The 26,968-nt window shown below is 73.2% G+C and carries 20 protein-coding genes; all 20 read left to right on the top strand.

Going from position 1 to position 26,968, the window contains the following annotated elements; genetic code table 11:
* Positions 1-688 precede the first annotated feature (688 nt).
* Positions 689-2,167, top strand: coding sequence for a sugar transferase (locus KUM38_RS25345; protein ID WP_217132034.1), 1,479 nt, complete (start codon positions 689-691; stop codon positions 2,165-2,167).
* Between the two features lie 71 nt (positions 2,168-2,238).
* Positions 2,239-3,555: a nucleotide sugar dehydrogenase gene (locus KUM38_RS25350; protein WP_217132037.1), complete on the top strand. Its 1,317-nt coding sequence runs from the start codon at positions 2,239-2,241 to the stop codon at positions 3,553-3,555.
* Positions 3,545-4,825, top strand: a complete 1,281-nt coding sequence (locus KUM38_RS25355; RefSeq protein WP_217132045.1) for a glycosyltransferase family 4 protein — start codon at positions 3,545-3,547, stop codon at positions 4,823-4,825. The genes KUM38_RS25350 and KUM38_RS25355 overlap by 11 nt, the downstream gene beginning before the upstream one ends.
* Positions 4,822-6,186, top strand: a complete 1,365-nt coding sequence (locus KUM38_RS25360) for a Wzz/FepE/Etk N-terminal domain-containing protein (RefSeq protein ID WP_217132047.1) — start codon at positions 4,822-4,824, stop codon at positions 6,184-6,186. Before KUM38_RS25355 ends, KUM38_RS25360 begins: the two co-directional genes overlap by 4 nt.
* The gene (locus tag KUM38_RS25365; protein ID WP_217132049.1) at positions 6,183-7,745 is read left to right on the top strand and encodes a Wzz/FepE/Etk N-terminal domain-containing protein; all 1,563 of its coding nucleotides are present in this window, start codon (positions 6,183-6,185) and stop codon (positions 7,743-7,745) included. The genes KUM38_RS25360 and KUM38_RS25365 overlap by 4 nt, the downstream gene beginning before the upstream one ends.
* A gap of 3 nt (positions 7,746-7,748) precedes the next feature.
* Positions 7,749-9,683 carry an asparagine synthase (glutamine-hydrolyzing) gene (asnB, locus tag KUM38_RS25370; protein WP_217132052.1) on the top strand — a complete coding sequence of 645 codons (1,935 nt, stop codon included), beginning with the start codon at positions 7,749-7,751 and terminating at the stop codon, positions 9,681-9,683.
* Positions 9,684-9,700: 17 nt separating this feature from the next.
* A complete protein-coding gene (locus tag KUM38_RS25375) occupies positions 9,701-11,872 on the top strand; it encodes a bi-domain-containing oxidoreductase (RefSeq protein ID WP_217132053.1) in 2,172 nt (723 codons plus the stop codon).
* Positions 11,869-13,821, top strand: a complete 1,953-nt coding sequence (locus KUM38_RS25380) for an alginate lyase family protein (RefSeq protein WP_217132055.1) — start codon at positions 11,869-11,871, stop codon at positions 13,819-13,821. The genes KUM38_RS25375 and KUM38_RS25380 overlap by 4 nt, the downstream gene beginning before the upstream one ends.
* An 8-nt stretch (positions 13,822-13,829) precedes the next feature.
* On the top strand, positions 13,830-15,368 hold the full coding sequence (locus KUM38_RS25385; RefSeq protein ID WP_217132057.1) for a right-handed parallel beta-helix repeat-containing protein: 1,539 nt from the start codon (positions 13,830-13,832) through the stop codon (positions 15,366-15,368).
* A 1-nt stretch (position 15,369) separates the two neighbouring features.
* A complete protein-coding gene (locus KUM38_RS25390) occupies positions 15,370-16,668 on the top strand; it encodes an O-antigen ligase domain-containing protein (RefSeq protein ID WP_217132059.1) in 1,299 nt (432 codons plus the stop codon).
* Positions 16,669-16,676: 8 nt separating this feature from the next.
* Positions 16,677-17,957 carry a glycosyltransferase gene (locus KUM38_RS25395; protein ID WP_217132061.1) on the top strand — a complete coding sequence of 427 codons (1,281 nt, stop codon included), beginning with the start codon at positions 16,677-16,679 and terminating at the stop codon, positions 17,955-17,957.
* A complete protein-coding gene (locus KUM38_RS25400; RefSeq protein ID WP_217132063.1) occupies positions 17,954-19,204 on the top strand; it encodes a class I SAM-dependent methyltransferase in 1,251 nt (416 codons plus the stop codon). Before KUM38_RS25395 ends, KUM38_RS25400 begins: the two co-directional genes overlap by 4 nt.
* On the top strand, positions 19,201-19,995 hold the full coding sequence (locus tag KUM38_RS25405) for a glucose-1-phosphate cytidylyltransferase (RefSeq protein ID WP_217132065.1): 795 nt from the start codon (positions 19,201-19,203) through the stop codon (positions 19,993-19,995). The genes KUM38_RS25400 and KUM38_RS25405 overlap by 4 nt, the downstream gene beginning before the upstream one ends.
* Entirely contained in the window at positions 19,992-20,639 is a 648-nt protein-coding gene (locus KUM38_RS25410) for a PIG-L deacetylase family protein (RefSeq protein WP_217132067.1), read from the top strand. The genes KUM38_RS25405 and KUM38_RS25410 overlap by 4 nt, the downstream gene beginning before the upstream one ends.
* 3 nt (positions 20,640-20,642) lie before the next feature.
* Positions 20,643-21,668: an NAD(P)-dependent oxidoreductase gene (locus KUM38_RS25415; protein WP_217132069.1), complete on the top strand. Its 1,026-nt coding sequence runs from the start codon at positions 20,643-20,645 to the stop codon at positions 21,666-21,668.
* Positions 21,656-22,963, top strand: coding sequence for a DUF4910 domain-containing protein (locus KUM38_RS25420; RefSeq protein WP_374227077.1), 1,308 nt, complete (start codon positions 21,656-21,658; stop codon positions 22,961-22,963). The genes KUM38_RS25415 and KUM38_RS25420 overlap by 13 nt, the downstream gene beginning before the upstream one ends.
* Before the next feature lie 5 nt (positions 22,964-22,968).
* A complete protein-coding gene (locus KUM38_RS25425; protein WP_217132072.1) occupies positions 22,969-24,258 on the top strand; it encodes a hypothetical protein in 1,290 nt (429 codons plus the stop codon).
* The gene (locus tag KUM38_RS25430; protein ID WP_217132080.1) at positions 24,255-25,202 is read left to right on the top strand and encodes a glycosyltransferase family 2 protein; all 948 of its coding nucleotides are present in this window, start codon (positions 24,255-24,257) and stop codon (positions 25,200-25,202) included. Before KUM38_RS25425 ends, KUM38_RS25430 begins: the two co-directional genes overlap by 4 nt.
* Positions 25,199-26,416, top strand: a complete 1,218-nt coding sequence (locus KUM38_RS25435; protein ID WP_217132082.1) for a polysaccharide pyruvyl transferase family protein — start codon at positions 25,199-25,201, stop codon at positions 26,414-26,416. The genes KUM38_RS25430 and KUM38_RS25435 overlap by 4 nt, the downstream gene beginning before the upstream one ends.
* Positions 26,413-26,964: a dTDP-4-dehydrorhamnose 3,5-epimerase gene (gene rfbC / locus KUM38_RS25440; protein ID WP_217132084.1), complete on the top strand. Its 552-nt coding sequence runs from the start codon at positions 26,413-26,415 to the stop codon at positions 26,962-26,964. Before KUM38_RS25435 ends, rfbC begins: the two co-directional genes overlap by 4 nt.
* Positions 26,965-26,968 lie beyond the last annotated feature (4 nt).

Consider the following 26,968-nt stretch of genomic DNA (forward strand, 5'->3'; position numbering starts at 1 on the left):
CTTCCGGCCAGGTTCCGCGAGTGGGTGAACGTCATATGCGCGTGAACACGTTCCGATCATGCGCGCCCCGTGCTTCGGGCACCGGCCGCCCTTGCCCGCGCCCCCTCCATCAGCGTCCGGGCCGGCCTCGCGGCATGCACCGCCGTAGCGCACGACCAGCGGAAAGGTGTCGCCGAACCGGGCATCGCAGAGGGCCCGCCGGAACACGCGGCGTCGTCAGGGCACCCGTGGGCAGTCACCGATCGGTGGATCCAGTCCCAAGGATGAACACAAATTCCACACAACCCCTCTTCATAACGGCTCCCATGGTCTAGATTGACCTTGCTTCAGCCGTTCGGACATGGGGCGACCAGTAATGATCTTTAAGTCCGGCGCCACGTAAAGCCAGCAGTCACGTCCCGGCGCCGGGCGTGGGGGTGATCAGTTCTCGGATTTCGAGGGGGCTTTGGGTGCGGGGAGCATCCGGGGTTCCGACGGGTTCCCGCGCACCTCGGGGATCTGGCAGGACAGACGAGTCCGCCGTCGCCAGGGTGGGTTGTTCACGTAGTTCCGGAACAGCCGAGACGTCATGCGCAGGAGCGGGGGCCTTCCGGGGGGAGGAACAGCGCGGCGCGGGGGGCGGGGGCCTCCCGGGTGGAGAAACGGTGTCAGGGGAACACGTCGAACCACTGGGGACCTGGGGGGTTCTGTGCGGCAAGGGGGATTACTCAGCCCGTTTCCGTCGGCGCACGGTCGGCCGGCGAACGGGACAATCAGCAGACCCGCGATCGAGTGGGAACAGCGGTACCGCCGTACCGTGATCACCAGCGATACCGTGACCACGGCCTTCGTGGTGGCGGCGATCGGCAACTTCTTCGGGGCCCGGGACGCGGCCAACTGGCACGAGAAGTGGGGAATCCTCGCCTTCGGCACCTGGCTGCTGGTGCTGGGGACGCTCGCGGTGAGCCGGTCGTGGGCTCCGGCCGTACTCGGCCAGGGCGCCGAGGAGTTCCGCCGGCTCGGACGCTCGCTGTTCGCGGCGACCGTCGTCCTGGCGCTCGGCGGAATCGCCCTCACCTCGCGCAACATCAAACTCTGGATCTTCGTCGCGATCCCCGCGATCGCGCTCGTCACCATGACCGCGCGGTACGTGCTGCGCCTCGGACTGCACCGACAGCGCAAGGAAGGACGGTGCCTGAGACCGGTGCTCGCCGCCGGGAGCCCGGCCACCGTGCGCGACCTGATCACCCGGACCCGCAAGTTCCCGCACCTCGGCTGGCGCGTGGACGCGGTGTGCACGACGGACGGTCTCGGTCCCGACGGTGACCAACTGGACGGAGTGCCGGTCGTCGGCCGGCTGTCGGACGTCGCCGATCACGTCCGCCGCGACGGCTACCGTGTCGTCGCGGTCACACCGGACCCGCACTGGTCACCGGACCGGCTGCAGCGGCTGGCCTGGAACCTCGAGGGCAGCGACGCCGACATGGTCGTGGCCCCCGTGCTGATGGAGGTGGCCGGCCCGCGGCTGCACATCGACGCGGTGCTCGGGATCCCGCTGCTGCGGGTCAGCATGCCGGCCTTCACCGGGGGCCGCCGGGCGGTCAAAGGGGTCGTCGACCGCCTGGGCGCGGCGGTCCTGCTGGTGCTGTTCGCGCCGCTGATGGTGTGCGTGGGGCTGCTCGTGGTGGTGGACAGCCGGGGCGGGGCGTTCTACCGCCAGCGCAGGGTCGGCAAGGACGGCCGTGAATTCACCATGTTCAAGTTCCGCACCATGGTCGTCGGGGCCGACCGGGCACGCGCCGAGCTGGCCGACCGCAACGAGGGCGCCGGCCTGCTGTTCAAGCTCCGCCGGGATCCGCGGGTCACCCGGGTGGGAGCGGTGCTGCGCCGGTACTCGGTCGACGAGCTCCCGCAGCTCTTCAACGTGCTCACCGGATCGATGTCGCTCGTCGGTCCGCGGCCTCCGCTGCCGGAGGAGTCGGCCGCGTACGGCCCTGACATCCGGCGGCGGCTGCTGGTCAAGCCCGGACTCACCGGCCTGTGGCAGATCAGCGGACGCAGCGACCTGTCGTGGGAGGAAACGGTCCGGCTGGACCTGCGGTACGTGGAGGACTGGTCGCTCGCCCTGGACACGGTGATCTTGTGGAAGACGCTGCGTGCGGTGCTCCACGGGCAGGGGGCCTACTGATGCGCGGGAACCGTCGTCCGGCCGCGCGGACCGCAGGCCGACAGGGCCTGCCTGGGGGGGAGGAACGGGACATGAGAGTCAGCGTTTTCGGGCTCGGCTACGTGGGCTGCGTGTCGGCCGCGTGCCTGGCCAGCATGGGTCACGAGGTCATCGGGGTGGACGTGAACCAGGTGAAGGTCGACCTGGTCAACGACGGCAGGGCCCCGGTGGTCGAGGAGCGGATCGGCGAGCTCACCGCCGAGGTCGTGCGGACCGGGGCGTTACGCGCCACCGTCGACGTCCGCGAGGCGATCATGGACAGCGAGGTGTCGCTGGTCTGTGTGGGCACGCCGTCGGAGCCCAACGGCAGCCTGTGCACCACGTACCTGGAGCGGGTCACCGAGCAGATCGGCGCCGCGCTCGCCGAGCGGGGCGGCCGGCACACCGTCGTGTTCCGCAGCACCATGCTCCCGGGCACCTGCCTGAACCTGCTGGTGCCGATCCTGGAGAAGTACGTCGGCGGCACGGCCGGGGTGGACATCGGGGTCGCGGTCAACCCGGAGTTCCTGCGCGAGGGCACGAGCGTGCGGGACTTCTTCGACCCGCCCAAGACCGTCATCGGCGAACTCGACCCGGCGAGCGGCGACACGGTGGCGGCGCTGTACGACGGCCTGCCCGGCGAGGTGTTCCGGGTGCCGGTCCCGACCGCCGAGGCGATCAAGTACGCGGACAACGCGTTCCACGGCCTCAAGATCGGCTTCGCGAACGAGCTGGGCGCGGTCTGCCAGGCGCTCGGGGTGGACTCGCACCAGGTGATGGACGTGTTCCTGGCCGACCGCAAGCTGAACATCAGCCCCGCCTACCTGCGGCCCGGCTTCGCCTTCGGCGGCTCCTGCCTGCCCAAGGACCTGCGCAGCCTGGTCCACGCGGCACGGCGGGCCGACGTCTCGGTGCCCATCCTCTCCCACGTGCTGCCCTCCAACTCCGACCACCTGCAGCGCGCGGTGGAGCTGGTCGAGCGCACCGGCAAACGCCGGGTGGGGATGTTCGGGCTGTCCTTCAAACCCGGCACCGACGACCTCCGCGAGAGCCCGCTCGTCGAGCTGGCCGAGAGGCTCTTCGGGAAGGGGTACGACCTGCGGATCCACGACGCCAACGTGAGCCTCTCCCGGCTGATCGGCGCGAACCGCGAGTACATCGAGACCCGGCTGCCGCACCTCGCGCAGCTGCTCGCGGACTCCGTCGACGAGGTGCTCGAGCACGCCGAGGTGTGCCTGGTCGGGACCAGGGACCCGGCCGTGCTGTCGGCGCTGCCCCATGGCGACGGCCCCGTGATCATCGATCTCGTCCGCCTCCCCGACGCCGAGGCGCGCCGGGCCGAACCGGGGTACGTGGGCCTTGCTTGGTGACACGTCTTTCGACGACACAGCCAGTGGTGACGGGGCGGGCCGGCGCGCGCTGATCCTGGTGGAGAACCTGTCGGTGCCGTTCGACCGGCGGGTGTGGCAGGAGTGCACGACGCTGCGCGACGCGGGCTGGGAGGTGCACGTCATCTGCCCGCAGGGGAGCAAGCGGGACACGGAGCCGGAGGCGGAGATCGACGGGGTGCGGATCCACCGCTACCCGTTGCGCGCGGCGACCGGAGGGCCGGCCGGCTACCTGCGGGAGTACGGAGCGGCGCTGTGGCACACGTTCCGGCTGGCCCGGAAGGTCGGCCCGGTCGACGTGGTCCACGCCTGCAACCCGCCCGACCTGCTGTTCCTGCCGGCCCTGTGGCTGAAGCGGCGCGGCGCGCGGTTCGTCTTCGACCAGCACGACCTGGTGCCCGAGCTGTACCTCTCCCGGTTCGGCCGCGGCGAGGACCTGCTCCACCGCGCCGTGTGCGCGCTGGAACGGCGGACCTACCGGGCCGCGGACATCGTGCTCGCCACCAACGAGAGCTACCGGGACGTCGCGGTGCGCCGGGGCGGGAAGCGGCCGGAGGACGTCTTCGTGGTGCGCAGCGCGCCCGACACCGCGCGGTTCCACCCCGTACCGCCGGAACCGGAGCTGAAGCGCGGCAAGCCCCATCTGCTGTGCTACCTCGGCGTCATGGGGCCGCAGGACGGCGTCGACTACGCCTTGCGGGCCCTCGCGAAGCTGCGCGACGAGGTCGGGCGGACCGACTGGCACGCGGTGTTCGTCGGCGGCGGCGACACCTTCGACGCGATGGTGGAGCTGTCCCGGCGGCTCGGGCTCTCGGAGCAGGTGCAGTTCACCGGACGCGTTCCGGACGCCGACCTGGTGCGCTACCTGTCCACCGCGGACGTGTGCCTCTCCCCCGACCCGCGCAATCCGCTCAACGACGTGTCGACCATGAACAAGGTCCTGGAGTACATGGTGATGGGCCGGCCGGTCGTCTCGTTCGAGCTGAAGGAGGCGCGGGTCTCCGCCGGTGACGCCGCCGTCTACGCGCCCGCCGACGACGAGACCGAGTTCGCCCGGCTCATCGCGCTGCTGATGGACGATCCGGAGAAGCGGGCGCGGATGGGCAAGACCGGCCAGGAGCGGATCAACGGGCCGCTCTCCTGGCGGAACTCGCAGGCCTCGCTGCTCGCCGCCTACGCCGCCGCCTGCCGTGACCGCGCTCCGGTGTCGGCGGGTGCCCCGTACCGGGCAGGGAGAAGGCCGCGCCGTTGAGCGATGACACGATACGCCTGGTCACGATCGGGCGGATTATCCGTCGGCGTTGGCGGCTCCTCACCGTCCTCGCCGTGGTGGGCGCGCTCGTCGGCTACGGCGCCTCGCTGCTGTTCCCGCCGCGGTACACGACGTCGGCGTCGGTACTGCTGCCGGGGGCGTGGGAGGAGCGCGAGCTGCTGACCCAGGCGGAGATCGCGACCAGTTCGGTGGTGATCGACCGCACGGCCGCCGCGCTCGGCCGGAGCGGGGCGGGCGGCGGAGAGCTGCGGGACCGGGTGAGCGCCGGGGTCGCCGACGGGAACATCATCAAGATCTCGGGCACGGCCGACACCCCGGAGCGGGCGCAGCGGCTCTCCGACGAGGTGGCCGGGCAGTTCGTCGCCTTCGCCGCGCGGCTCACCGGCGACGACCCCGAATCGGCGGCCGGGCCGGAGGCGCTGCGGAAGAGGGTGGAGGAGACCAACCGCCGCATCACCGACCTGGCCGAGGCGGCCGATCCGGGGCGGACCGTCGAGAGCGTGCAGGCCCGCACCGAGCTCGAGAAGCTGCGGACCGCGCTGCAGGAGGCCATGAAGAAGCTGGACGAGGCCGATCCGGCGACCGACAGGGCCGGCATGGTCGTCATGGGGCCGGCGGCCCGGCCGGCCGGTGAGACACCGCCGACGAGGACGCACCTCGTCGTCGCCGGGGCGCTGCTGTTCTTCCTGCTCGCGGTCATCGGCCATCTCGCCGCCGCACGGATGAGCCGCCGGCTGCGCACCGAACCGGAGATCGCCGCGGCGCTGGGCTCGGCGCTCCTGGGTGCCGTCGACGTACCCGGTGAACGGCCCGCCCGCCGGCCGGGAGGCAGCGGCCCGTGGGCCCGGATCCGCCGGCTGCTGGGCGCCGACGTCCGGTGGGACCTGCCGGCCCCGCAGGCGTCCGGCGACGAGGCCAGCAGACGGATCCGCTACCGGCGGGTGTGCGCCCGTCTCCGGGACCGGCTGCCGGCCCCCCGGCGGCTGCTGGTCGTCGTCCCGGACGGCGACGAGATCGCCCACCGGGCCGCCGGACGGCTCGTCGCCGAGGCCGGGAGTGATCCGCTGCTGCGGACGGTGGGGATCTCGGTCTCCCGGCCGATGATGCCGGACCACGACGACGAGTCCGGTGCCCTGGTCGTGCTCAGCTCGGGCAGCTGGACCGCGGGGGAGCTCGCCGGCGTCGCGGAGGCGTGTGCGGACGCGGGGCACGAGGTCGTCGGCGTCGTCGTCGCCGGCACGGTCCTGGCCCGTCCGGTACGGTCCGCCGCCCCTCCTCCCGACGACGAGGCCGCTTCGGCGCTCGCGGTTCACGGTCACGCGACGGGAGGTTCGGTGTGACGACGAACAGGGCTTCGGAGCCGTCGGCCGCCGCTCCGCTGCTGGATCTGCAGGCGCTGGTGGCCGCGGTGCGCAGGCGCCGCCGCCTCTGGTGCTCCCTGGCGCTGCTGGGGCTGCTGGCCGGCGCGGCGGTGGCGGTCCTGCTGCCGCCGCCACCGAGCGCGGTGACCAAGGTGCTGGTCGCGCATCAGGAGGACCAGCCGAACGACACCGGAACGCTGATCCGCACCGACGTCGCGCTGCTGGGGACCACGCGGATCGCCGGTGCGGCCCTGCGGTCCCTCGGCTCCCAGGAGAGCCCGGAGGACTTCATGCGGGACTACCGGGGCACCGGCCTGACCAACAACCTGCTGCAGATCGATGTGACGGGGGACAGCGAGGCGGAGGCGGTGGCCCGCGCCGAGGCGCTGGCCGACGCGTTCGTCGCGGACCATGTGCGGCGGATACGGGAAGCCGCGAACGCCGAGGCCAAGAGCCTGCTCGACCAGCGTGACCGCATGCGGAAGGAGCTCGCCGAGGTCAACGAGGCGATCGGGGACGGACCGCCGGAGACCGACCCGACGGCGTCGGCGGACCTCGAGTCGCTCTTCGCCCGCCGGGCCGAACTCACCTCGCGGATCGCCGACTTCGACCAGCGTGCCGCGGAGGCGCGCATGGGCACGCCCCGGCTCGTCGCCGGCACGCAGATCGTGGACGCCCCGCGCGCGGTGCGGCACTCCCTGCCCAGGATCGCCGCCACCGACGCCGCGATCGGGCTCGTCCTCGGGCTCGCCCTCGGGCTCGCGGTGGCCGCGGTCGGCGCGGTGGTGGCGGACCGCCCCGTGCTGCGGCGGGAGATCGCGGCGCACCTCGGCGCCTCGGTCATCGCGGAGCTGCCCCGCACGCGCCGCCGGCCGGCCGGGATGTGGCGGCGCCGGCGGACCCGGGCGGCACGGACACGGCTCACCGTGTCCCTGGCCCGCCGGGTACGCGGCTCCGCGGAACCGGTGTCGCTGCTGGAGCTGGGCTGTGCGCGCGACGCGAGCGTGATCGCCCTGGACGTCGCCCGGGCACTGGCGGCGGACGGTCCGGTGACCGTCGTCGACGGCCTGCCCGGGCCGCAGCTCGCCGGCCGCCGCCCGCAGCCGGGGGACCCGGCCGTGGTCGGCGGAGAGCGTGCCGCGACCGTGCCGCCGCAGGAGCGCCGGCTCGGCGTCGGCTCGGTGGCGCCCGGCACGGCGTGGACCGACCTCCAGTACCTCGGCACCCGGACCGTGCTCGTCGTGCGGGCCGGGCACGGCAGCGCCGCATGGCTGCACACCGTGGCGCGGCAGCTCGCGGACCAGCACATCGCGGTGATCGGCGTGGTGCTGATCGACCCCGACCCGCGGGACCGGACCGACGGCACGCTGTGGGACGGGCCGCACACCGCGCCGCGCGGCCACGGCGAGCGGCCGGCCCGGCAGAACGGCGGGGGTACCTCCCACGCCGTCCAGGCAGTGGGTGAGGGCCGGTTACGGACGGAGCGGCTGCCGATGCCGGCGGCACGGGTCCCGGACAGCGACCAGGAGGCGCGGTAGGACATGTGTGGCATCGCAGGCACGTACCGGTGGCCGGACGGGAAGGCCGTGACCGACCGGCTCACCGACACCCTCGCCCACCGCGGACCGGACGGGGCGGGCCGGTACAGCCACCCCGCCGGTGACGGCGAAGTGCACCTCGGGCACCGCCGGCTGGCCATCATCGACCTGTCCGGCACCGGCGCCCAGCCGATGGTCTCGGACGGCCTCGTCCTGACGTACAACGGCGAGCTGTACAACGCGCCCGAGCTGCGCGCGGAGCTGGCGGCCGCCGGGGTGCGCTTCCGCGGCACCTCCGACACCGAGGTGCTGCTCGAGGCCTGGCGGCGCTGGGGCACGGACTGCCTGCCCCGGCTGCGCGGCATGTTCGCGTTCGGGGTCTTCGACGAGCGGACCGGGGAGCTGGTGCTCGCCCGCGACCAGCTCGGCATCAAGCCGCTGTTCCTGCTCCGGCGCGGCGGGGGTCTGGTGTTCGCCTCCGAGCTCAAGGCGCTCGCCGCCGCGACCGGCGGGTCGCTGGAGGTGGACCGTGCGGCACTGGTGGCCTCGCTGCTGTACTACTGGGTGCCGGACTCACGGTGCGCGTTCCGCGAGGCGGAGAAGCTGCCGCCGGGGAGCTGGCTGCGGTGCCGGCCCGACGGCCGGGTGGAGCGCGGCCGGTTCTGGAACCTGCGGGACGTCGCCGCCGAGGGCCGGGAGCGGGCCCGGGAGGGTGAGCGGCCGGACCTGGCCGCCGTCGTCGAGGAGTCGACCCGACGGCACCTGCTCTCCGACGTACCCGTGGCGACCTTCCTCTCCGGCGGTCTCGACTCCAGCTACCTGACCGCGCTGGCGGCCCGCGACCGGCCCGGGATCTCCGCCTACACGATCGGGTTCCGCGCCGAGGACGCCAGGTTCGAGGCGATGCCGGACGACCTGCGGTACGCCCGGCAGGTGGCCGGGCGGTTCGGCGTCGACCTCCACGAGATCGAGATCGCCCCGAACGTGCTCGACCTGCTGCCGCGGATGACGTACCACCTGGACGAGCCGATCGGCGACCCCGCCGCGATCAACACGTTCCTGATCTGCTCGGCCGCGCGGGAGGCCGGGGTCAAGGTGATGCTCTCGGGGATGGGCGCCGACGAGCTGTTCGCCGGGTACCGCAAGCACCTGGCCAACCTGCTCGCGCTGCGCTACCAGCGCGTCCCGCGTCCCCTGCGGCGCGGGGTGTCCGGGGTCGTGGACCGGCTGCCGGTCGCCACGTCCCGCCGGGGGTACCGGTCGGTGCGCTTCGCGAAGCGGTTCCTCTCCTTCGCCGACCTGCCGGAGGAGACCGCGTTCCGGCGCAGCTACACCATGTACGACCGGGACGAGCTGCTCGCCCTGGTCGACCCGGACCTGGCCGAGGCGGTCGACGACGTGCTGACCGAGCACGCGGACACCTATCAGGACAACGACCTCGACGACTTCGTCAACCGCATGTGCCTGGGCGACGCCCGGATGTTCCTGCCGGGCCTGAACCTCGCGTACACGGACCGGTCCAGCATGGCCGCGTCGACCGAGGTGCGGGTGCCGTACGTGGACGTCGAGGTGGTGAAGGCGGCGTTCGCCGTGCCCGGCGACCGCAAGATCGTCGGACGGCAGGGCAAGGCCGTCCTCAAGGAGGCGGCCGCCTCGGTCCTGCCCCGGGAGATCGTGTACCGGCCCAAGGGGCTGTTCAGCGCCCCGCTGCGCGCCTGGATGAGCCGGGATCTGGCACCGCTGGTGCGCGAGGTGGTGCACGACGGCCTGCTCGTCGGTTCCGGGTTCCTGCGCCGCGACGCGCTGGCGCGGATGGTCGCCGAGGACGCCGCCGGGCACCGGGACTTCTCCAAGCATCTGTGGCATGTGCTGACCCTCGAGTACTGGTATCGCGACGCGACCTCCGGGTCCGGCCAGAGCACTCGGTTGACGGCTTAGGAATCAGGGGAGTTCGCGTGAAGCAGGTCGTACAGAACTACAAGAGCGGCGAGCTGGCGGTGCTCGACGTGCCGGTGCCGGGGTGCAAGCCGGGCGGTGTGCTGGTCCGGACCGCCTACTCGCTGATCTCCACCGGGACCGAGCTCATGAAGGTGTCCGAGGCCGGCATGTCGATGCTGGGCAAGGCCCGCTCCCGGCCGGACCAGGTGGCCAAGGTCGTGCAGAGCGTGGCCACCAACGGGGTGCCCGCCACCTACCGCAAGGTGATGGGCAAGCTGGACTCCTACACGCCGCTGGGCTACTCGCTGTGCGGGGTGGTCGAGCAGGTCGGCGCCGGGATCGACGACGTGAAGGCCGGCGACCTGGTGGCCTGCGCCGGCAACGAGCACGCGCTGCACGCCGAGCTGAACTGGGTGCCGAAGAACCTCTACGTCCCGGTGCCGGACGGCCTCGCGCCGCGGCACGCGGCCTTCGGCACCGTCGGGTCGATCGCGCTGCAGGGCGTCCGCCAGGGCGAGCCGCAACTCGGCGAGGTGGCGCTGGTCGTCGGCCTCGGGCTGATCGGGCAGCTGGTGGTGCAGTTGCTCACCGCCTCCGGAGTCCGCGTCGTCGGGGCCGACCCCGACCCGGTGCGCTGCGAGCTCGCCGCGCGCCTGGGCGCGGCGGCCTGCGGCGATCCCGCGTCCGCGGCCGTGGAGACGGCCGTCGCCGAACTCACCGGCGGGCACGGTGTGGACCAGGTGTACCTGGCCGCCGGAGGCGGCAGCAACCAGCCCGTCGAGCTGGCCGCCAAGCTGAGCCGGGACCGCGGCCGGGTCGTCGACATCGGCAAGTGCCGCCTGGACCTGCCGTGGAACGCGTACTACGAGAAGGAGCTCGACGTCCGGTTCTCCCGTTCGTACGGTCCCGGGCGCTACGACCCGGAGTACGAGCTCGAGGGGCGGGACTACCCGATCGGCTACGTCCGCTGGACCGAGCGCCGCAACCTGGCGTGCTTCCTCGATCTCATGGCCCGCGGCAGCGTCGACGTGGAGCCCCTGGTCTCCCACGTCGCCGACTTCGACGACGCCGTCGAGACGTACCGGAGCCTGAAGGACGGCGAACTGAAGGCCGTGGCCGTGCTGTTCCGCTACCCCGGACAGACGGTCGAAGCGGAGGCCCCGGTGGTGGCCGTGCCCGCCGTGCACGTGAAGCGGAGTGCGGCGAGGGCCGCCGGGACGCCGGTGCGCCTGGCGTTCGTCGGCGCGGGCAACTACGCGTCGTCGATGCTGCTGCCGCACCTGGCACGGCGCGAGGGCGTCGAGTTGTCCACGGTCGTCACCACGACGGCGCTGTCCGCGGCCAACGCCCAGCGCAAGTTCGGCTTCGCCGGGGCGACCACCGATCTCGACGCCGTGCTCGGCGACGAGTCCGTCGACGCGGTGTTCGTGGTCACCCGCCACAGCTCGCACGCCGAACTGACCCGCAGGGCGCTGCTGGCCGGCAAGGCGGTGTTCGTGGAGAAGCCGTTGGCGCTCACCGAGGACGAACTGGCCGGGGTGCTCGCGGCGGTGGAGGAGTCCGGCAACGACCGGCTGCAGGTGGGCTTCAACCGCCGGTTCGCGCCGCTGCTGCAGGAGGCCAGAAAGCGGTTCGGCGCCCGGAGCGGTCCGGCGAGCCTGCGCTACCTCGTCAACGCGGGCCGCCTCGACCACGGCAGCTGGTACCTCCGGCAGGGCACCGAGGGCTCGCGGTTCACCGGTGAGGGCGGGCACTTCATCGACACGGCGAGCTGGCTGCTGGAGGCCGACCCGGTCTCGGTGTACGCGGTCGCCCCGTCCGGCAACGAGGACCTGCAGGTCGTCCTGGGCTACCCGGACGGGTCCACCGCCACGATCAGCTACGTCACCACCGGATCGTCCGGGTTCCCCAAGGAGACGCTGGATCTCCTCGCGGACGGCAAGGTGCTGCGGCTCGACGACTTCGTCCGTGCCTCGGTCTACAGCCGTAAGCGGTGGGTCAGTTCGCGGCTGCCCAAGGCCCGGGACAAGGGACAGAACGCCGAACTGGCCGCGTTCGTCAAGGCCGTGCGGACCGGCGGACCGATGCCGGTGCCACTTCAGTCGCTGGTCGCCACCACGGCGGCCACCCTCGCCGTACAGGCCTCTCTGGCCGGGGGCGCGCCGGTGACGCTGGCGGGGGCGCGATGAGCATGAGCGCGGGCTGGTACCTGCGGCGACTGTCCCGGATGGGGCCGCGGGAGATCGGCGGCCGGGTGGGCGACACGGTGCGCAGACGGCGGTGGCGGTCGGCGCTGCCGGACTGCCCGAGCGTGACCGGCGCCCGGTTCACCGCGGTCCTGCCCGCGGGGACGATCGCCGCGGTGCCGGCGGACGCCGTGAAACGTCTCGTCGCCGAGGCGGACCGGCTGATGGCCGGGCACGCCGAGTACTTCGGGGTGGTCCGCGACGACCTGACCGACCCGGACTGGTGGTACGACCCGAAGACCGGGCGCCGGGCTCCGGAGGGCTACGCGTTCGACGTGCCGTACCGGGACGAGGACGCGGTCGGGGACATCAAGCAGATCTGGGAGCCGTCCCGGCACCAGTACCTCACCGTGCTCGCCGCCGCCTACGCGGTCACCGGGGACGAGCGGTACGCCGAGCGGGTGGCCGGGCACCTGCGGTCGTGGTGGGCGGTCAACGCGCCGCTGCGCGGGGTGCACTGGACCAGCGGCATCGAGCTGGGGATCCGGCTGCTGTCCTGGGTGTGGATCCGCCGGCTGCTCGACGGCTGGCCGGGCGCGGCCGGGCTGTTCGAGGGCAACCCGGTGGCGGTGAACCAGATCTGGCACCACCAGCGCTGGCTGGCCGCCTTCCCCAGCCGGGGGTCCTCGGCGAACAACCACGTCATCGCCGAGGCCGCCGGGCAGTTCGCCGCGGCCTGCGCGTTCGGGTGGTTCCCCGCCTCGGCGCGCTGGCGGACCGACGCGCTGCGGTCGCTGGAGCGGCAGCTGCGGGCCAACACCTTCGGCTCCGGCCTCAACCGCGAGCTGGCCACCGAGTACCACGGCCTGGTGCTGGAGCTCGGCCTGGCCGCGGTGGCCGAGGCGGACGCCGCCGGCGTGCCGGTCCCCGCGACCGTCCGGCTGGTGCTGCTGCGGATGACCGACGCGCTCGCGGCCGTCGTGGACAGCCGGTTACGGCCGCCGCGCCAGGGGGACGCGGACGACGGGCACGGTCTGGTCGTGGACGGCGCCGGCACCGACCGCTGGGCCTCGCTGCTGACCACCGGGGACGCCGTGTTCGGCCGGCTCGCCTGGTGGCCGGAGGTGACCGGCACCGATGTGCGCACCCCGTTGCTGGCCGCGCTCGTCAAGCCCGCCGAACCGTCCGTGACCCGCCCGGCGAGCCGGCCGGCCCACTTCGCCGACGCGGGGCTCACCATCCTGCGCGGTCCGGGGGAGATCTGGTGCCGCTGCGACGGCGGCCCGCACGGATTCCTGTCCATCGCCGCGCACGCCCACGCGGACGCGCTGTCCGTGGAGGTCCGGCACGACGGGGTCGACGTGCTCGCCGACCCGGGGACGTACTGCTACCACGGACAGCCCGAGTGGCGGCGGTACTTCCGGTCGACCCTCGGCCACAACACCCTGCAACTGGACGGCGGTGACCAGTCCGTCTCCGGCGGCCCGTTCCTGTGGACCCGGCACGCCCGCAGCCGCGTCCTGGCCGTGGACACGACCGGCTCCTTCGACGGGGGGTCGGCCCGCTGGTGCGCCGAGCACGACGGTTACCGGCCCTCCGTGCACCGCCGCCGGGTGGAGCTGACGGCCGCGAGCCGGGAGCTGAGGGTGGTCGACGAGGTGCGCGGCCCGCACCGGGCCGTACGCCTGGCGTTCCACCTCGGCCCGGCGGTCACCGCGGACCTGGCGGGGAACCGGGCGGAGCTCACCTGGACCCGGGACGGCGAGGACCGCTCCGCGGTGCTCGACCTGCCCGGGCAGCTGTCCTGGCGGGCGCACCGGGGCGAGAGCGACCCGCCGCTGGGCTGGTACTCCGCCGGCTTCGGGCGCAAGGAACCCGCCACCACGCTGGTGGGCACCGGCTCCACCGGCGGTGCGGAGAAGTTCACCACCGTACTCGGATTCCGCGGCTAGGGGGGCGCGTGGGGATCAAGTGGCGGCACTGGGCGTTACCGGCCGCATCGCTGGCGCTGGTCCTGCCGGCGGTGGCCGGCTGTACGGGCACGCCGGACGACGCCCGGCCGGAGCCGACCGGTGCGCCGTCCGCGTCCGGTGCGCCGTCCACGGCCGTGGCCCGGGTGTGCGCGAAGCCCGCGCCCGGACCGGCGAAGGCGCCGGCGGGGGCGGTGACGGTCGACCCCGCGGTCGTCGGCGACCTGGCCGCGAAGACCGAGAGCAGCCCCGCGCACACCACGTTCTGGCTCCGTCCCGGCAAGCACCGGCTCGCGCCGGAACGCTACGCCCAGGTCGTCCCCAAGGAGGGGAACCGCTACCTCGGCGCGCCGGGCGCGGTGCTCGACGGCCGGAGGACCAGCCAGTACGCGTTCGGCGGCAGTGCCCGCGACGTCACCGTCCGCCACCTGACCGTGCAGCACTTCGTCGCTCCGCACGACGAGGGCGTGGTCAACTCCGGCTCGGCCGACGGGTGGGTGATCGAGCACACGAGGATCCAGTACAACTCCGGCGCCGGGATGATGGCCGGCAACCGCCAGCGGGTCCGCGGCAACTGCCTGCGCGGCAACGGTCAGTACGGCCTGAACGCGTACAAGTCCACCGGCATCGGCGGCCTGCTGGTCGAGGGCAACGAGATCACGGACAACAACAGGGACGGCTGGGAGAGGCGCAAGCCGGGCTGCGGCTGCACGGGAGGCGTCAAGTTCTGGGCCGTGGACGGCGCGGACGTACGCGGCAACTGGGTGCACGACAACCGCGGACCCGGGTTGTGGGCGGACACCAACAACAACGACTTCCGCATCGAGGACAACGTGCTCGAGGCCAACGACGGCGCCGCGCTGATCTACGAGATCAGCTACAACGCGGTCATCCGGAACAACATGATCCGGCGGAACAACTGGGTCGAGGGCCGCAGGTCCGCCGAGCGCGGCGACACCTTCCCGTACGCGACCGTCTACCTGTCGGAGGCCGGCGGCGAACCACGGGTCCGGGCCCGCACCGACAAGATCGACGTCCACCGGAACGTGCTGGAGAACAACTGGAACGGGATCACCCTGTGGGAGAACGCCGACCGGTTCTGCAACAGCCCGGCCAACACCTCGTCCGGTGACTGCACGTTGCTGGTGGAGGACACCGACCGCTGCGCACAGCCGGCGATCGCCACCGCACCGCTCCACGCCGACTGCCGGTGGAAGACCCAGCGGGTGGACATCCACGACAACCGCTTCGTGCTGGACAAGTCCGTCGTCGGGTGCACGGTGCGGTGCGACCGCATGGCGGTGCTGGCCAACTACGGCACCTACCCGGACTGGTCGCCGTACAAGGGCGACCGGGTGGCCGAGGCGATCACCCTCGAGCAGCACAACCGCTGGCACGACAACGTCTACGCCGGGCCGTGGAGCTTCGTCGTCCACGACCCGAGCCGGGTGATCGACCCCGGGCAGTGGCAGGCCGCGCCGTACCGGCAGGACGAGGGCAGCACCTTCCGCCCACGGGCCGGTGATTGAGATGGGCGGGACCCCGATGCGCGGTGGGCCGCCGGGCGCACCGGACACGGCGGGCACACGGCCCGGCGCCGAGCCGCTCCCCGCCGGCACGCCGAGGACCGTCGGGATCGTCTGGGCGCTGCTGGGCCTCAACACGCTCGGCTCCACCGGGGCACAGACCATCGTCCCGCTGCCCCGTTCCCTCATCCAGCTGGTCACCATGGGCGCGCTGGTCGCCGCGTTCGCACTGGCGCTGGTGCTCAACCGCCCGCTGCGTATCAGGGCCAGCGCCTTCGTGTTCCTGCTCACCCTGCTGCTGGTGCCGAGCGTGATCTCCAGCGCGGACCCGGAGTCCGGGGCCGGCGCGCTGTTCCGCTGCGCCCGGCTGGCCGTCTTCGTCGGCACGCTGTGGCTGCTCACCCGGTGGTGGGACGGCGGCCTGACGTTCGTCCGGTACCACATCCGGATGTACTTCGCGGTGCTCGGGTCGGCGGTGGCCGGCCTGGCCGTCTCGCCGGGCACGGCCATGCCCGAGCTCTACGGCGGGCGACTGGTCGGCGCGTTGTGGCCGCTCACCCCGCCGCAGATCGGCCAGTACTCGGCGGTGATCATCGGGCTCACCGTGCTGCTCGTCCTGGGCCGCCGGACCGACCGGGCCGGTGCGGCGGTGGTCATCGTGCCCTCCCTCGCCGTGCTCGCGCTGACCCACACCCGGACGGCCACGGTGGGCCTGCTCGTCGGGCTGACGCTGGCGATCGGTTCGCTCGTCCTGACCAGCGCCGCCGCCCGCCGGTTCTTCGCCTGGGCGGTGCTCGTCGCCGCGGTGGCCGCGGTGGGGTTCGCCTCCGCGCTGCGGGCGTGGTTCCTGCGCGGGCAGACCGAGGAGAACTTCACCAGCCTCACCGGCCGGGCCAAGGTCTGGGACGCCCTGCTGGCGGCGCCCCGGACGACCACGGAGAAGCTGTTCGGCACGGGCCTGGGCGACAAGTCGTTCGACGGGCTGCCCATCGACAACAGCTGGCTGGCCGTCTACCACGAGCAGGGTCTGACCGGCATCACCGTCGTGGCGGCGTTCATCGCCGTGCTGGGCGGTGTCGCGCTGCTGCGGCCACCGTCGCTGCCGAGGGCCTGCGCGATCTTCCTGATCAGTTACGTGGCGATCTCGTCGTACACCGAGGCCGGGCTGGGTGACGCCTCGCCGTACCTGCTGCACCTGGCCCTGGCGGCCTCGCTGCTGGCGGCGCCCGCCGCGGCCACGCCCCTGACGACGCCCGCAGTTCCCCGACGACGTGTCCCGCGCTGGGCCCGGGACCGGAGGTGATCCCGAGCATGCACGTCCTCGTGGTGCACAACCGCTACTCCTCGGCGCAGCCGAGCGGGGAGAACAGGGTCGTCGACCAGGAGGTGGGGCTGCTGCGCGCGGCCGGCCACCGGGTCGGGGTGTTCGAGCGGCGCAGCGACGACATCGCCGCCATGTCCCTGCCGCGCAAGGCCGCGGTGCCGCTGCTCGTGCCGTGGAACCCGGCGGTCCGTACGGAGCTCGCCGCCCGGCTCCGCGCCGAGCGGCCGGACGTGGTGCACGTCCACAACGTCTTCCCGCTCCTGTCGCCCGCGGTCCTGGCCGCCTGCGCCGACGCCGGCGTGCCCGTCGTCGCCACGCTGCACAACTACACCCAGGTCTGCCCGCCCGGCACGCTGCACCGGGACGGCCGGCTGTGCACCGAGTGCGTCGGGACGGCGGTGTCGCTGCCCGCCGTCCGGCACGGCTGCTACCGGAACTCCCGGCTGGCGACGGTGCCGCTCGCCGTCGGCCTGTCGGTCAACCGGCGGCGGTGGTGGTCCGGCGTGGAGCGGTTCTTCTGCATCTCCGCGGCGCAGCGCGACGTCCTGGTGCGGTCCGGCATGCCGGCCGAGCGGCTGGTGGTGAAGCACAACTTCGTGCCCGACCCGGGCACCGGGCGGGCGGGCGCCGGCGAGCACCTGCTCTTCCTCGGCCGGCTCGCGGAGGCCAAGGGCGTACGGCTGCTCATGGCCGCGTGGGACGAGATCGCCGCGGACGGCGGTGTGGGCGTGCCGCTCGTGCTCGCCGGCGCGGGGCCGCTGGAGCAGGAGGTGACCGCCTGGGCGGCCGGCCGGGACGACGTGCGGTACGCCGGCCTGTACGACCCGGCCCAGTGCCGGCAGGCCGTCGCGCGGTCGGTCGCCATGGTGGCCCCCTCGATGGCCATGGAGACGTTCGGCCTGGTGGTCGCGGAGGCGATGGCGGCGGGGGTCCCGGCCGTCGCCGCCGGTCACGGCGCCTTCGCCGAACTCGTCGAGGACGGGGTGACCGGGCTGCTGCACCGGCCGGGCGACACCGCCTCGCTGGTGTCCGGCATACGCCGGATCACGGCCGATCCGGTCCGTAACCGGGAGATGGGCCGGGCGGCCCGGCGCCGTTACGAACAGGACTTCAGCCCGGACGTCGGGCTGAGGCGCCTGCTGGAGGAGTACCGATCCGCGATCGCGGGCCGGTCCGGCGGCGGGGACAGCGCGCCGCCGTCAGGCAACAAAAACACCGGCTCGCGGCGGGGCGTCCGCGCGAGCAGGGGGGATGGGGACAGCAGATGACACGATGCCGACTCTGCGGCTCGGCGGCGCTGGCGAGCGTCGTCGATCTGGGGGCGACCCCGCCGTGTGAGAGCTTTCTCGCCGCGGACCGACTGGACCAGCCGGAGCCGGCCTACCCGCTGCACCTGCGGGTCTGCACCGACTGCTGGCTGGCACAGATCCCGCCGCTGATCACGCCCGAGGAGACGTTCAAGGAGTACGCGTACTTCTCCTCGTACTCGACCTCCTGGGTGGAGCACGCGCGCACGTTCGTCGACGGCGCCGCGACGCGGCTGGGTCTCGGCACCGACGCCTTCGTGGTCGAGGTGGCGAGCAACGACGGGTACCTGCTGAGGCACGTGGTGGACCGGGGCATCCGCTGTCTCGGCATCGAGCCGTCGGTGAACGTCGGCGCCGCGGCCCGGGACGCGGGTGTGCCCACGCTCACGGAGTTCCTGAGCCCGGAGACCGGCGCGGCCGTCCGCGCCGAGCACGGCCCGGCGGACCTGGTCGTGGCCAACAACGTGTACGCGCACATCCCCGACGTGGTCGGGTTCACCCAGGGGCTGCGCGCCCTGGTCGCCGACGACGGCTGGGTCTCCGTCGAGGTGCAGCACCTGCTGACCCTGATCGAGGAGAACCAGTACGACACGATCTACCACGAGCACTTCCAGTACTACACGGTCGCGTCCGCGATCCGGGCCCTGGCGAGCGGCGGACTCGCGCTCGTGGACGTCGAGTTGCTGCCCACGCACGGCGGCTCCGTCCGGCTGTGGGCCCGGCCGGCCGAGGTGGCCGGTGAGCCGAGCGGACGCGTGGCCGACGTGCTGGCCAGGGAGAAGGCCGCCGGACTGCAGGAGCTGTCCGGGTACACCGAGTTCTCCGCCCGGGTGGCCAAGGTGCGCCGGGACCTGCTGCGGTTCCTGATCGAGGCGGCCGAGCGCGGCGAGACGGTCGTCGGCTACGGCGCCCCGGGCAAGGGCAACACCCTGCTCAACCACTGCGGCGTCCGGCCCGACCTGCTCCCGTACACGGTCGACCGCAACCCCTACAAGCACGGCAGGTTCACCCCGGGCACCCGCATCCCGATCCTGCCGCCCGAGCGGATAGCCGCCGACAAGCCGGACTACGTGCTCGTCCTCCCGTGGAACCTGCGGGCCGAGCTGGTCGAGCAGCTGTCCTTCGTGCACGAGTGGGGCGGCCGGCTGGTCTTTCCCATCCCGGAACTGAGCATTGTCGAGGCCGCGTCCCGAGAGGTCACAGCATGAAGGTCGTACTGTTCTGCGGCGGTTACGGGATGCGGATGCGCAGCGGCGCCGCGGACGACGTGCCCAAGCCGATGGCGATGGTCGGCCCCCGGCCGCTGATCTGGCACGTCATGCGCTACTACGCGCACTTCGGGCACACCGAGTTCATCCTGTGCCTCGGCTACGGGGCCCACCACATCAAGGACTTCTTCCTCAACTACGAGGAGACGACGTCCAACGACTTCGTGCTGCGCGGCGGACGCACCGAGCTGCTGTCCACCGACATCTCCGACTGGACGATCACGTTCGCGCAGACCGGCATCGAGTCGCCGATCGGGGAGCGGCTGCGCCGGGTGCGGGACCACCTGGACGGCGACGAGATGTTCCTCGCCAACTACGCCGACGTGCTCACCGACGCCCCGCTGCCGGAGATGATCGAGAACTTCGCCCGGCGCGACGCCGGCGCGTCGATGATGGTGGTGCCGCCGCAGTCCTCGTTCCACTGCGTGGACCTGGGCGAGGACGGCCTGGTGGGGGGCATCACCGCGGTGAGCGAGCTGCCGCTGTGGGAGAACGGCGGCTACTTCGTGCTCCGCCAGGAAGTCTTCGACCACATACCGGAGAACGGGGACCTGGTCGCCGACGGCTGCGCCCAGCTGGCCAAGCGCGGCCGGCTGGTGGCGCACCGGCACCGCGGTTTCTGGAAGCCGACCGACACCGTGAAGGAGCGCGCCGCGCTCGACGCCGCCTACGCCCGGGGCGACCGCCCGTGGGCCGTGTGGGAGCGGGACGGCGCGGGGGTGAGCGCGTGATCCGGCTCAGCACCGGGCGTCCGGACCGGATCGTCGCGGTGGGCGCGCACTGCGACGACATCGCCATCGGCGCCGGCGGCACCCTGCTGACCCTGTGCCTCGCGCGGCCGGGTGTCCGCGTCGACGCGCTGGTGCTCTCCGGCGGTGGCGGCGAGCGGGAGCAGGAGGAGCGGGCCGCGCTCGCCGCCTTCTGCCCGGGCGCCGATCTGCGGCTGACCGTGCTCAAGCTGCCGGACGGCCGGCTGCCCGCGCACTGGGAAGAGGCCAAGGCCGCGGTCGAGGAGCTGCGGACGCGGACCGAGCCGGATCTCGTGCTGGCCCCGCGCGCCGAGGACGCGCACCAGGACCACCGCGGTCTGGCGCGGCTGATGCCCACCGCGTTCCGCGACCACCTCGTGCTCGGCTACGAGATCGTCAAGTGGGACGCCGATCTCGGCCGTCCGGTGGCGTACCAGCCGCTGTCGCCCCAGACCGCCGAACGGAAGGTACGGCTGCTGCAGGAGCACTACCCCTCGCAGCGGCACCGGCCCTGGTACGACCGGGAGGCGTTCCTCGGTCTCGCCCGGATCCGCGGAATCGAATGCCACGAGCGCTACGCCGAGGCGTTCGCCGTCACCAAACTCACTCTCGACCTGGGGGAATGAACCGTGCGTGTACTGCTGACCGGACATCAGGGCTACCTGGGCACCGTGATGGCCCCGGTCCTCGCCGCCGCCGGGCACGAGGTCGTCGGGCTCGACTCCGGCCTGTTCGCCGACTGTGTGCTGGGTCCGGCGCCCGCCGACCCGCCGGGGCACCGGGTGGACCTGCGCGACGTCACGGCCGACCACGTGGCCGGGGTCGACGCCGTGATCCACCTGGCCGCGCTCTCCAACGACCCGCTGGGATCGCTGGCGCCGGAGCTCACCTACGACATCAACCACCACGCGTCCGTACGCCTGGCCCGGCTGGCCCGCGACGCCGGGGTCCAGCGTTTCCTGTACGCGTCGACCTGCTCGGTCTACGGGGCCGCCGGCGGCGACGACCTGGTGACCGAGGACGCCCCGCTGCGCCCGGTGACGCCGTACGCCGAGTCCAAGGTGCGCGTGGAGGACGACCTGCACGCCCTGTCCGACGGCGACTTCAGCCCGGTGTACATGCGCAACGCCACCGCCTTCGGCCACTCGCCCCGGCTGCGCGCCGACATCGTGCTGAACAACCTGGTGGGCCACGCGCTGCTGTCCGGCGAGGTGCTGGTGCTCTCCGACGGCACCCCCTGGCGCCCGCTGGTGCACGCCGCCGACATCGCACGGGCCTTCGCGGCCGCGCTGGTGGCGCCGCGCGAGGCGGTGCACGACCGGGCGTTCAACATCGGCAGCGAGACCAACAACGTCACGGTCGCCGACATCGCCGAGGAGGTCGCCGAGGCGGTGTCCGGCTCGAAGGTGGTGATCACCGGGGAGACCGGTGCCGACCCGCGGTCGTACCGGGTGGACTTCTCCCGGTTCCGCGCCGCGATACCCGGCTTCGACTGCGAGTGGACGGTGAAGCGGGGCGCGCTCGAACTCGCCGACGCCTACCGGGAACACGGGCTGACCCGGGAGGACTTCGAGCGGCGCTTCACCCGCCTCGCCGTGCTGCGCGCGGCGTCCGACGCCGGCGCCGTCGACGACACCCTGCGGTGGCGCCGGTGACCGCGACCGGCTCCGGCTCCGGCTCCGGCTCCGGCGAGGAGATGTACGCGCTGGTGGAGCGGCTGTACCCGCTGTGCCGGAGCATCACCGGAGACGGGGTGCGCGCCACCCTGGAGATCGTCGGCGAGTACGTCCCGCTGCGGGTGCACGAGGTGCCGACCGGGACGCAGGTGCTCGACTGGACGGTGCCGCAGGAGTGGAACATCCGGGACGCGTACATCGCCGACGCCTCCGGCCGGCGGGTCGTCGACTTCGCCGCGTCCAGCCTGCACGTGCTGGGCTACAGCGTGCCCGTGTCGGCGACCATGCCGCTGGCCGAGCTGCGCGCACACCTGCACACCCTGCCGGAGCACCCGTCCTGGGTGCCGTACCGCACCAGCTACTACCGGCCGGAATGGGGGTTCTGCCTGGCCCAGGAGACCCTGGACGCGATGCCGGACGGCGAGTACGAGGTGCGTATCGACTCCACGCTCGCGGACGGCCACCTCACCTACGCCGAACACGTGGTCCCCGGGCAGGTCCCCGACGAGGTGATCGTCTCCTGCCACGTCTGCCACCCGTCGCTGGCCAACGACAACCTGGCCGGCGTCGCGGTGGCGACGTTCCTGGCCCGGGCGCTGGCGGAGCGGACGCCGTACTACACCTACCGGTTCCTCTTCGCGCCCGGCACCATCGGGGCGATCACCTGGCTGGCCCGCAACAGGGAACGGGTGGAGCGGGTCAAGCACGGTCTGGTGCTGGCCTGCGCCGGCGACCCGGGGCAGCTGACGTACAAGCGGAGCAGGCGCGGCGACGCGGAGATCGACCGGGTGATGGGGCACGTGCTGGCCGCCTCCGAACGCCCGCACGAGATCAGGGAGTTCACTCCGTACGGCTACGACGAGCGGCAGTTCTGCTCGCCCGGGTTCGATCTCGGCGTGGGCTCGCTCAGCCGGACGCCGTACGCCGGCTACCCCGAGTACCACACCTCGGCGGACGACCTGGACTTCGTCTCCCCGGAGGCGATGGCGGACACCCTCGCGGTCTGCCGCGAGGCGTTCGCCGTACTGGACCGCAACCGGCGCTACCTCAACCTCAGCCCCTACGGCGAGCCGCAGTTGGGCCGGCGCGGGCTGTACGACGCGCTCGGCGGCCGCAGCGACACCAAGCAGGCCCAGATGGCCATGCTCTGGGTGCTCAGCCTCTCCGACGGCGAGCACGGTCTGCTGGACGTCGCCGAACGGTCCGGGCTGCCGTTCGACACCGTCGCCGCCGCGGCCGACGCCCTGCGCGGTGCCGGGCTGATCAAGGCATGACGCCGATGACCACCGAGGGGGAGAAGACGAGGACGAAGGCGGCCACCGCCGGGCGGGCCGTCCTCGGGCGGCTGTCCTGGGGGCTGGCCGACCAGGCGGCCTCCAGCATCAGCAACTTCGCGGTGGGCGTCTACGTGGCCCGCTCGCTGGGGGTCACCGCGTTCGGCGTGTTCAGCCTCGCCTGGGTGACCTACGGCGTGGTGCTCAACGTCTCCCGCGGACTGGCCACCGACCCGCTCGTGGTGCGCTTCAGCGGTGTGCCGGACGCGTCCTGGCGCGGGGCGGTGGCCCGGTCGTCGGGTGCCGCGCTCGGCGTCGGCGCCGCCCTCGGCACGGCGTCCGTGCTGGCGGGGCTCGCCCTCGGCGGCCGGGTGGGGCCCGCGTTCGTCTGCCTCGGTGTCGTCCTGCCGGGGCTGCTGCTGCAGGACGCGTGGCGGTTCGCGTTCTTCGCCGCCGGCGCCGGGCGGAAGGCGTTCGTCAACGACCTCGTGTGGGGCGTCGCGCTCGTCCCGGCCCTGGTGCTGGCGGCCCGCGTGGGCAGCGTGGCCGCCTTCGTGCTCGCCTGGGGCGGGTCCGCCGCGGTGGCCGCGGTGTACGGCTGTCTCCAGTCCGGCATCCGGCCCCGGCTCACCGGAGCGCGCGCGTGGGTGCGCGAGCACCGCGACCTCGGCTACCGGTACCTGGTCGAGAACGTCAGCAACAGCGGCGCGAGCCAGCTGCGGGCGTACGGGCTCGGCGTGATCGTCGGGGTCGGCGCGGTGGGTGTGATCCGGGGCGCCGAGCTCCTGCTCGGCCCGTTCATGGCCGTGCTGATGGGGCTGTCCCTGGTCACGGTCGCGGAGGCGGCCCGGGTGCTGCGGCAGGCCCCGCACCGCGTCGGCGCGTTCTGCCTCGTGCTGGGCGGCGGGCAGGCCGTCGCCGCGCTGCTCTGGGGCGGGGCGCTGCTGCTGGTGCCGGACCGGGCCGGCGAGCTCGTGCTCGGCGGCGTCTGGAGCTCTGCCGCGGAGCTCGTCGTGCCGGTCACGCTCGGTGTCGCGGGCGCCGGCCTCGGCACCGGCGCGGCGGCCGGGCTGCGCGCGCTCGGCGCGGCCCCGCGCAGCCTGCGCGCCCAGCTGTTCGCCTCCGCCTGCTACGTCGGCGGCGGGCTCGGCGGGGCGGCCGCGGCCGGCACGGCCGGCTCGGCCTGGGGCGTCGCCGCCGCGACCGTCTGCTCCTCGGCCGTGTGGTGGCTGCACCTGCGGTCCGCCCTGCGCGAGCACCACCAGAACACCATCCGTGAAGTGAGGACGCCATGACCCCCCAGCCCCGGCTGAGCATCGGCCTGCCCGTGTACAACGGCGAGGAGTACCTGGCCGAGTCGCTCGACGCCCTGCTCGGCCAGACCTACGAGGACTTCGAGCTGGTCGTCTCCGACAACGCCTCGACGGACGGCACCCAGGACATCTGCCGCACGTACGCGGCCCAGGACTCACGCATCCGCTACATCCGGCTGCCCCGCAACATCGGCGCCGCGCCGAACCACAACTACGTGTTCACCGAGTGCCGCGGCGAGCTGTTCAAGTGGGCCTCGCACGACGACCTGTACGCCCGGGACCTGCTGCGGCGCTGCGTGGAGGCGCTGGACGAGCGGCCCGACGTGATCCTCGCCCACGCCGACCAGGCGGTCATCGACGGCGACGGCCGGGTGAAGGTGCCGTACGAGTACACGCTCGCCACCGGCTCGCCGCACGCGCCGGTGCGCTTCCGCAGCATGCTGTTCGAGCCCGGCGGCGACGACTTCTACGGGGTGATGCGGGCCGATGTGCTGCGCAGGGTGAAACCGCACGACAGCTACCACCACGCGGACCGCACGTTCGTCGCCGAGATCGGCCTCCACGGGCCCTTCCACCAGGTGCCGGAACTGCTGTACTTCCGCCGCGACCACCCCACCCGCGCCGAGCGGGCGAACCCGTCCAAGCGCTCCCGGTGCGTCAACCTGGACCCGCGCCGGGCGGGCCCGCTGCACCCGACGCCCCGGCTGCTCGCCGAGTACGTCTGGGGGTTCGTCTCGGCGATCCGGCGGGCGCCGCTGTCCCCGGCCGACCGGCGCGCCTGCTACCGCCACCTGGCCGCGTGGGCGGCCAGCCGGGCCCGGCCGGGCGCCGGCGAGCGGGTCGAGGACCGCGCCCCGGTCGACCCGGGCCTGTCCGGTGTCTCCGTCGACGCCCTCGTCGCCGGGCGAGAGCGGAGGCGGGCGTGACTCCGGTGCGCGTCGGGGTGTTCGGCCTGCTCGGCTCCGGCAACCTCGGCAACGACGGGTCGCTCGAAGCCGTCCTCGGGTACCTGCGCGCCAAGCACCCGGAGGCGGTCGTGGACGCGATGTGCGGCGGCCCCGAGGTCGTCGCGGCCCGGTACGGGATCCCCGCGACGCGGCTGCACTGGTACCGCGGGGAGTACCGGACCGCGTCGCGTGCGGGTGCGGTCGCGGCGAAGGGCCTGGGCAAACTCGTCGACGCCGTCCGCACCGCCGCCTGGGTGCGCCGGCACGACGTGGTGATCGTGCCGGGCATGGGTGTCCTGGAGGCCACGCTGCCGCTGCGGCCGTGGGGCTTCCCGTACTCGCTGTTCCTGCTCTGCGCGAGCGGCCGGCTGCTGCGCACCCGGGTCGCGCTGGTCGGCGTCGGCGCGGACACGATCCGCGACCGGCCGACCCGGGCCCTGGTGCGCTGGTCGGCGCGGCTGGCCGCCTACCGGTCGTACCGGGACGTCCTGTCCCGCGACGCGATGCGGGCGATGGGTGTGGACACCGCGCGCGACGAGGTCCACCCGGACCTCGCGTTCGCCATGCCGCCGCCACCGGCGATCGCGTCCCCGGGGACGCCGGGCCAGATCTGCGTCGGGGTCATGGACTTCCACGGCGGCAACGACGACCGCGCCCGGGCCGGGGAGATCCACCGGCGCTACCTCGACGGGACGATCCGGTTCGTCCGCGCGCTGGTCGAGGACGGCAGGCGGGTCCGGCTGCTCACCGGCGACGCGTGCGACGCGCCGGTGGTCACCGCGATCCTCGAGGCGGTGGACTCGCCGCTGGTCACCGCGGCCGGGGCGGCCTCGCTGGCCGACCTGGTGAAGGAGATGGAGGTCGCCGACGCCGTGGTGGCGACCCGGTACCACAACCTGGTCTGCGCGCTGAAGGCCGGCGTGCCGACGCTGGCGCTCAGCTATGCGGCGAAGAGCGACGCGCTCATGGCCGAGATGGGGCTGGGCGCCTACTGCCACCCGGCCCGCGAGGTCGACGCCGACCGGCTGCTCGAACAGTTCCGGGCGCTGGAGAAGCGATCGGTCGAGCTGCGGCGGGCCCTCATCGAGCGGAACCGGGACATCGCCCGGCGTCTCGAGGACCAGTTCACCGCCTTGACCGTGGCCCTGTTCCCGGCGACCGGTCACACCCACGCCCGCCAGGAGGCTCCATGAAAGCGACCGAAGTCCCGGCGATCGCCAGCGCATACCTGTTCGAGCCGACGCCGTACGCCGACGAGCGCGGCTTCTTCTGCCGCACCTTCGACGCCGACGTGGTCCGCTCGGTGGGCCTCGACCCGGACGTCTTCGTCCAGGACAGCGTGTCCCGCTCGGTCCGGGGCGTGCTGCGCGGACTGCACCTGCGCTCCGGCGCCGGCGAGGCCAAGCTCGTGCGGTGCTCGTACGGGAGGATCTTCGACGTCGTCGTGGACCTGCGGCCGGGCTCGCCGACCTACCTGGGCCGGGCCTCCTTCGAGCTGTCCGGCGAGACGCAGGCGACCCTGTACATCCCGGCGGGGTGCGCGCACGGCTTCCAGGCGCTGACGGACACCGCCGACACCTCGTACCGGATCGACCGCCCGCACGATCCGGCCGAGGACGTGACGATCGCCTTCGACGACCCGGAGCTCGCCATCCCCTGGCCGCTGCCGGTCACATCGATGTCCCAGCGGGACCGGGAGGCGCCGAGCCTCGCCGAGGTCCTGAAGCACAGAGAGAGTTGAGGTC

The organism is Streptomyces sp. AC558_RSS880, from assembly GCF_019049255.1.
Classification (GTDB): domain Bacteria; phylum Actinomycetota; class Actinomycetes; order Streptomycetales; family Streptomycetaceae; genus Streptomyces.